This window comes from Pseudoalteromonas sp., from assembly GCF_041629635.1.
GTDB lineage: Bacteria > Pseudomonadota > Gammaproteobacteria > Enterobacterales > Alteromonadaceae > Pseudoalteromonas.
In genome coordinates this window covers 1-7,133 of record NZ_JBFKMX010000161.1, presented here as the reverse complement: position 1 = coordinate 7,133, position 7,133 = coordinate 1, and the positions used below count along the sequence as shown (strand labels likewise).

Here is a 7,133-nt window from a genome sequence, read left to right as displayed (position 1 = left end):
GCCGGAAGACTAGTAATAAAAAAACTTTAATCAATGTCATTAACACAGGAGATAACACAATGGCAGATATTTTCGCAGCAGTAGACCTTTCAACAGTAGCAACTTTCATCGGTGGTGCAGGTGTAACAATCATTGGTATTGCTATGGCGTTTAAAGGTATCACGTTAGGCAAACGCGCAGTTAACAAAGCGTAATAATAATGGGCGGCTTAATTGTCGCCCTTATTTATACAATAATTGTATTTATAGGGGCGTTAACAGCTTATATAGTTTCTAAAAATTTTGGGTGGGCTTGATGAAAGCTTTATATAAATTTTTTACAAAGAGCCTTTTAAGCTCTTTTTTTTTCGCTAGTTTTTATGTTTTATCAGCTCCTGACGGTTTGCCAGACTATTTAAACTGGGACACAAAACAGTTCACACAGAAAAAACCTATATGGCTCTGCACTGGTGCAGGTGATCCCATTAAGATGTCGCCTGATGATTTAGGAGCTTGTATGGATAAAGTCAGAACTTTTCAAAACCAAAATCATTGTAAGCTTGTTAGTCAGCAAAATTCTTCAACTTCTTACAGTTTATCTTTTCGAATGATTGACCATCGCTTTTGCCCCACACACAACGTTGGTGCTTTTTACGAAACTCAAGAAGAAACTGAAGTATGCCCACCTGAAGGTTATCCAAGACATAGATTTACATATCATGATACTGTTAACGCTGTTCGATATTGTTTAGAAGAACGTACAGACAATTGTCCCAATCCCACTGTCGATGACATGTATATTTACGGTGGTACAACAAACGAATCTTATTCATTTTGTTTTAACAATCTCAATGGCACGCAATGCAAAATAACTACTGATAACACTGGTGGTTATATGCACCCTAAAAAATATGCAACCCAAGAAGGTTCAACATGTTTAGATCCAATCGAGTCTGATGACCCAGACGCAATAGAAGAACCGCCAGAAGTAGAAGATTCTGCACCCGTTGAATCAATCGAACATCAAGAAGCTGATGATAGTGATAAAACAATTGAAATCGATGCCCTTAACCAAGCAAATGATAATTTAAAAATTATTAACGACTCGATTAATCGAAATACCGATGAAGTTGCTGAGCGCCTAAATACAATTAAAGACAACATAGACAACTCAAATAAATATTTATCTGAAATCACGGATAACACTGGCCGTTTATTAGGTTCAAACCAAGATCAAACAGGTTTGTTAACAGAAATTCGAGACGGTATAGAAAAAATTAATTCTTCATCTGGCGCTAGTGATTGTGTTCCATCTGATGAAATTCAATGTCCGCCTGATGGCGGCAATGTAAATATAGACTTAACGAATGTTGAGGAATATACCAAAGGCACAATGGATGCTTTAACAGTTGAACCAGAGCAAGGTTTTAAAGATTTCGTACCAACTGAGGATATGACTTCCTTCTGGACGACTGAATATGAAGATGGTATTGCTGGCGTTTGGGAAGAAAAAAACCAAGAACTGCAAGATACCTCTATGTTTACCTTTTTAGATCAGTTCGTCATCAATGGCGCTGGTCAGTCTCCATCAATGTCGATTGATTTCAGTTCTTTGGGTTTTGGTGGCTCTGTTGCCTTTGAATTAGATAATCGTGTTTATGGTTTTCTATCAGTTTTCTTTCTGGCCTGTGCCGCTTTCGCTTGTAGAAAAATAATTTTCGGAGGTTAAACCATGATTCCTTTATTTTTACTTTTCCAAGAAGAAATGAACGTTTTTAGTTATCGAATGTTACTCACTTTGATGGATATGCTCAAAGACTTGGGGGTCTTTGCCTTTGGTGCAATCATGGACTTAATCATTCTTATATTAAATGGTATGGGTCATTTATTCGATTCTATAAACATTACTCGTTATCTAACTGGCTTACCTCCAGAGGTTCTTTATTTTGCAAACCTTTGTTCTATTGGTGAATGTCTAGGCATGATAGTCACCTCTATAACAATTCGAATTTTATTACAGTTAATACCGTTTACACGCTTAGGGAGTTAATTATGATTTATGGAATATCAGGCAAAACGGGAGGCGGAAAGAGTTACGAGGCTGTAGTTAATCATGTGATTCCTACCGTCACGCAGCAAAAGCGCAAAGTTGTGACTAATTTACCATTAAATGTTGACCACTTTTGTGCGGTTTATGGTGATTATTGTCGCGATTTAATAGAAGTTGTTGAGGGGCAGTTCCATAACTTTGGCGGTGAAAGGCCGTTTTCAAAAGTTGCTCATTATCTCCAGTATGAAGATTGGAAGAACGACAATAACCAAGGTGTTTGCTTTGTTATAGATGAATGTCACTTACCACTTGGTAAAGGTAAGACTAACGATGAGGTTAAAGAATTTTACTCAATGTCACGTCATTATGGTTTTGATATAACTTTGTTAACTCAGAACTTTCGAAAGGTTGATGTTGATATTAGAGATTTGGTTGATGTGCATTACAGATGCATAAAAAAATCATTCATGGGGCAAATGGATAAATACATTCTAAAAGTCCATGATAGAGCTTCAAATTCAACTCAATCAGTTATTAATACCGAAGAACGGGAATACCAACAAAAGTATTTTAAGTTTTACCAATCGCATACTAAAAGCGCTAAACCTGTTATTGAGTCAGCCGCTAATGATGTGCAGCTCTGGTACAACAACTGGTATTTTAAAGGTATGATACCTATGTTTTTGCTTGCTGCTTATCTTGTTTATTCTGGTTTCTCAAATTCGAAACCAGAACCCGTTAAACCCACAACGCCTAAGCAAGTCCCTGCTACAGTTCCAGTTCAGCAAATTAATAACCCTGGGCAACTTCCGCATCAGGATAAAAACCAATACGCAAATGCTCAACCTCAACCAAAGCAGAAAAAGCCCGAACCCAAACCTCAACCTAAAAAGCCTTTGCACCCATTCTATAAAGTTAATTTACACATATCTGGTTGGATGCAAAACAGGCATAGAGGAAGACTTGTAAAGGATTATCATATATCAGCAAGTCAGAACGGCCAGACCGTCTTTGAGATGAATTTAGTTGATTTAGCTTTGGCTGGCTACAAAACGATTGTGCGAGGACAGTGTATGATTGAAATTCAGTTTGAAGATTATCATGATTATCTAACTTGTGATTATCCACGTGTAAATATTGATGTTGGTTCAAACGTACCAGATTCTGGTGATATGGTTGCCAAAAACTTTTAATCTTATTTTCAATTTTAACTTGACGGTGCGATGTGGGTGCGATATATTAAAACCGTACCAACGAGGTGCATAACATTCAGCTAAGATACCCCTTAAATGAGGGTGAAAGTTAAGGAAAAATTATGAATACTCAAGAATTAAACATCACACTAAACCGCATCGAAAACGCAAAGCGCCTTACTTCATCACTACTTGAAAAAACACAGGCTTTCGCGCAATACATAGAATCACAAATGTACGATCTTGGCGTAAAAAGCTTGATGGATGGCAAATATACTTTACGTACTATTCGAGCTTCAGTTGGTGAAGATACAAGTTTATACCTAAAAACCGATATTGATTGTGGGTATGGTTGGCTTTACGTGTGTTTAGACGTGTCAGGTGTAGATGCTGATCGTGACGAATACTTTTTGTGGGGCGATTTTAATGCACGTTACAACAAGCCAAATCGAAGTGATATTTTTACATTCATCAATGATGCACAAACATTGCTTGATGAATTGGCCGCGCTAGATAAACAACCAGATACGAGCGCAATTGATTCAGTAATTAATTAAATCATAAAGGCCCTTAGTGGCCTTTTTCATAAGGAAATAACATGACAGCAGTTAAAAAATCAGTGCGCTTAGTAGACGCGACACAGGTCATACTACACAACCTAAGTTTATCAGGTGAAACCAATTGGTCTGGCTCTATCAATGCAATGGCAGAGCAATTTGAATTAATAATGGTCGACAATCTGCCAGAACTAACAGATAACGAGTGGTTGTCTTTTTACTGTGCATTCAATGGCTACATGCCAAACCCAAGTGCAGAACAGGAAGCGCGTTTATTACCGTGGCATATCAGTGAGGGCTATCTGTACGATGAACAAATACGCGGGTTCTTAGGCAGTGAAGAAAATGCGGTTAACTTTATTGATCGTATAAAAACATGGTCTACCACTGAGCGCTTAGCAGTGATTTATAAAGCGCGATCTTATTGGCGAAAAGGTCAAGCTGAGGGAGGCGATTTTGAGGAATAAAACAAAATAGGCCGCACGGCCTGCCGTCCGAACTCAGTAAATAATTTGAAAACTTGAAGTTTACAAGGACGGTTAACCAGCGAAGCGAAACCCCTTTTCATTGTCCACAGAACCGCGCAGCAATGCGCCCCCTGCAAAACCTAAAACAATGTCAAAGTTTGCTCAAATGTCGGTTAGGTGATATTTTTGTTTAATACAGTTTGAATCAGGTCTAACAGGTCTGCTAGAATTCAGGCAATAAAAAACCCAGCATAGAGCTGGGTATTTCAAAAACATAAACCGTGATTATCTAAGCCCTACGCCAATAGTCTCTTAGACAGTCCTTATAGGCTACAAAATGGATTATAAGCATACTAATACAGATTTACAACAAACTAGCGCAAAAGCTCCTCGCGATGTAGGAGGGGCACCCGCTCTGCGGGGAGGTGTCCTGCCTCGCGCGGAGCGCCTTGGCAATAATACGGAATCCGCGGTCAAATCAGACTCTCTATCTCGCTCTGACCTTTATAAATTAAGGTCTACCAGCCAAAAACACCTCGATATAAAACATCGTGTTCAATCGTGTCAAAAAGTACCGTCTTACGGTGTTCAGCAAGGTACGGATAAAATAAGAATTTCTAAAAATGAAAATGGTCGTGCTTTTTGGTCTGGCCTTGGTTGTTGTGGTGATTTACGGGGTTGTCCTGTTTGTCGTGATAAAGTAGGCCGTGTAAGGTCTCAAGAAGTTTTACAAGTTTTGTCTGGTCATTCTGCTAATGGTGGTGCTGCAATTCTTGTGACTCAAACTTGCCGACACCATAGAAATGACTCTCTTGAGGATATGATCCCACGATTGGCCGATGCTCGCCGCCGTTTTTCGAGTTGGACGGAAGTTAAAAATATTCGCAAGCTTTTAGGCTATGACAATCAGATTAGCTCACCGGACATCACATATTCAGACAAAAACGGCTGGCATCCTCACTACCACGATATTTGGCTAATTTCTCAGGAAAACCTAGAGCAAAACTATTTTTCTAAATTACAAGTTTCAAACTCTAAACTTGCTGCTAAATATTCAAATTGTTTTGATTCTAACGGTACTTTAAAGCTTGAAGCTGTTCAGATCCTTTTAGCTAAACAATGGATCAAAGCGTGTGAGAAAGTAGGTTTGAAAACTCCGTCTATTAAAAATGGGTTTGATATTCAGTATCGAGACTCGGATGGTTCTTCTGCTGCTGGCCGTTATATAACTAAATGGGCGTATGAAACAACGCTTTCACATAAAAAAGAAGCTAACAAAGATTCAATAACGCCTTTTGATATTTTGTATTCACTAACACATGATGCTTTTGATTCAAAACGTACTCCTAAATTTATTCGCTTATGGCAAGAATACACAAAAGCCTATTCTGGCCGCTCTATTATTTATTTCGGTAGAGGTCTTAAAAAGACTTATTGTATTGAAGAACTGTCAGATGATGACATCTTAGATTCTCCAGAAGTGGAGGAAGTTACAGAAGTAACTCAACAACAAGCTTACGCATTAGAATATTATTGTCTCAAGGGAGTAGTTTTAGATCTTGCTGAAAAATACCCCTCTAATATTGTTTCTCAATATATCGAGTCTGTTTATCAAAAATGGATGAATGACGAACGTGGATACCGAAAGTATAGACGTAATTTAGAAGACTCTATCAAACGACATACACAAGATGTTATTGAAAAATATAGAGAAGAAAGAACAGGATATTTTGTTTAGACTGGATATTTTGAAATAAGAGTCGATAATAAATACCGACTCTTAGGGTCTACCTTTGTGGGTTGTCTATTGGTAGTGGATACCCACAAGGGTTTTCAAGATGTTTTAACAAGTAACTAAAACTTATTCCTTTATTCTTGGCTAGTTTCTTTAGGCCATTCATCATTTCCGTTCTTACTTTCCCAGTCACTTAATAGTCTCCTTATTATTTCTGGTATTGGTACTGATTCACCTTCTTTAAATGTCGCTAACTGCGACAATTCTTTTATTCTGTTGTAGTCAGCTATATAGCAATTTGCTTTCACGCTCTTAACTTCTTTGTTCATTTATTGACACCTTTTAAAATCGGGTCTATCATCCCTGACATACCTAACAGGTCTGTTGTACCTGTTAATACATACGTTAATTATGGAAAATTTTATGAATACTACAATAACTGCACTTCAACTCAAACATTCTACTCAGGGATGGGCAAAGCTTATTGGCCTTGGTCAATCTGTTAATAAAACAGCTAAGTTAGATGATTCAACCATGATAACAGTTGGTATTGATACACTTGAATATCAAGTTTCACCAAATGCACTTACAGCTTTAGAAGGTATTTTGCGCGGTGCAACTTCTCCAGTTGAAATAGATGTTGTTGTTTCAATGGTTCAAAAGAAAGGTGTTGCAGCATTACAAATCGAATCAGCTGAGCCTTTGTAATGACTTCTTTAATAGAATCAGAGCCTTTCTCAGCCTCTTTATTCGGCACAATTTTCTTCGTTTTTCTTTTATATAAACTTTTTAAAAGGAAAAAGTAATGCAGTGCGTTTATTTGAATCAAGACGGCACATTAACAGCTACCACTGATACCGCTGAAACTTGCCAAGCCTTTGCGCTCGTATCAGCTAACGAGGTTCAAGCTTTTAACGCTGCTTCTCAAATAACCGCACTCGACATTGCTCAAGCTTTCACTTGGGGCTTTGGCACTGTCATTTTTTTCGCTTATCTGAGTTATTCAGTTAGAGCCGGAAGACTAGTAATAAAAAAACTTTAATCAATGTCATTAACACAGGAGATAACACAATGGCAGATATTTTCGCAGCAGTAGACCTTTCAACAGTAGCAACTTTCATCGGTGGTGCAGGTGTAACAATCATTGGTATTG

General features: G+C 38.0%; 9 protein-coding genes. 8 read left to right on the top strand and 1 reads right to left on the bottom strand.

The genetic code is table 11. From position 1 onward, the window contains the following. From ABYD77_RS16610 to ABYD77_RS16580, 7 genes are all read left to right on the top strand, one after another. Window positions 1–194: hypothetical protein (locus ABYD77_RS16610; RefSeq protein WP_372771221.1), on the top strand; the 194-nt coding region annotated here is incomplete at its 5' end. A 100-nt stretch (window positions 195–294) separates the two neighbouring features. Continuing rightward, window positions 295–1,707, top strand: coding sequence for a hypothetical protein (locus ABYD77_RS16605; RefSeq protein ID WP_372771220.1), 1,413 nt, complete (start codon window positions 295–297; stop codon window positions 1,705–1,707). Window positions 1,708–1,710: 3 nt separating this feature from the next. Beyond that, window positions 1,711–2,028, top strand: coding sequence for a DUF2523 family protein (locus ABYD77_RS16600; protein ID WP_372771219.1), 318 nt, complete (start codon window positions 1,711–1,713; stop codon window positions 2,026–2,028). 2 nt (window positions 2,029–2,030) lie between these two features. Beyond that, a complete protein-coding gene (locus ABYD77_RS16595) occupies window positions 2,031–3,221 on the top strand; it encodes a zonular occludens toxin domain-containing protein (RefSeq protein ID WP_372771218.1) in 1,191 nt (396 codons plus the stop codon). A 122-nt stretch (window positions 3,222–3,343) separates the two neighbouring features. Next, entirely contained in the window at window positions 3,344–3,778 is a 435-nt protein-coding gene (locus ABYD77_RS16590; RefSeq protein ID WP_372771217.1) for a hypothetical protein, read from the top strand. A gap of 41 nt (window positions 3,779–3,819) precedes the next feature. Next, the gene (locus ABYD77_RS16585) at window positions 3,820–4,245 is read left to right on the top strand and encodes a hypothetical protein (protein WP_372771216.1); all 426 of its coding nucleotides are present in this window, start codon (window positions 3,820–3,822) and stop codon (window positions 4,243–4,245) included. Window positions 4,246–4,582: 337 nt separating this feature from the next. After that, entirely contained in the window at window positions 4,583–5,983 is a 1,401-nt protein-coding gene (locus tag ABYD77_RS16580; RefSeq protein WP_372771215.1) for a protein rep, read from the top strand. A gap of 131 nt (window positions 5,984–6,114) precedes the next feature. Here the strand turns inward: ABYD77_RS16580 and ABYD77_RS16575 are convergent, their stop codons facing one another. Next, window positions 6,115–6,309 (bottom strand): hypothetical protein, encoded by a 195-nt coding sequence (locus ABYD77_RS16575; RefSeq protein WP_372771214.1) that lies wholly within the window; start codon window positions 6,307–6,309, stop codon window positions 6,115–6,117. A gap of 94 nt (window positions 6,310–6,403) precedes the next feature. On the opposite strand from ABYD77_RS16575, the gene ABYD77_RS16570 reads away from it, so the two are divergent. Further along, entirely contained in the window at window positions 6,404–6,688 is a 285-nt protein-coding gene (locus ABYD77_RS16570) for a hypothetical protein (RefSeq protein WP_372771213.1), read from the top strand. Window positions 6,689–7,133: the final 445 nt, after the last annotated feature.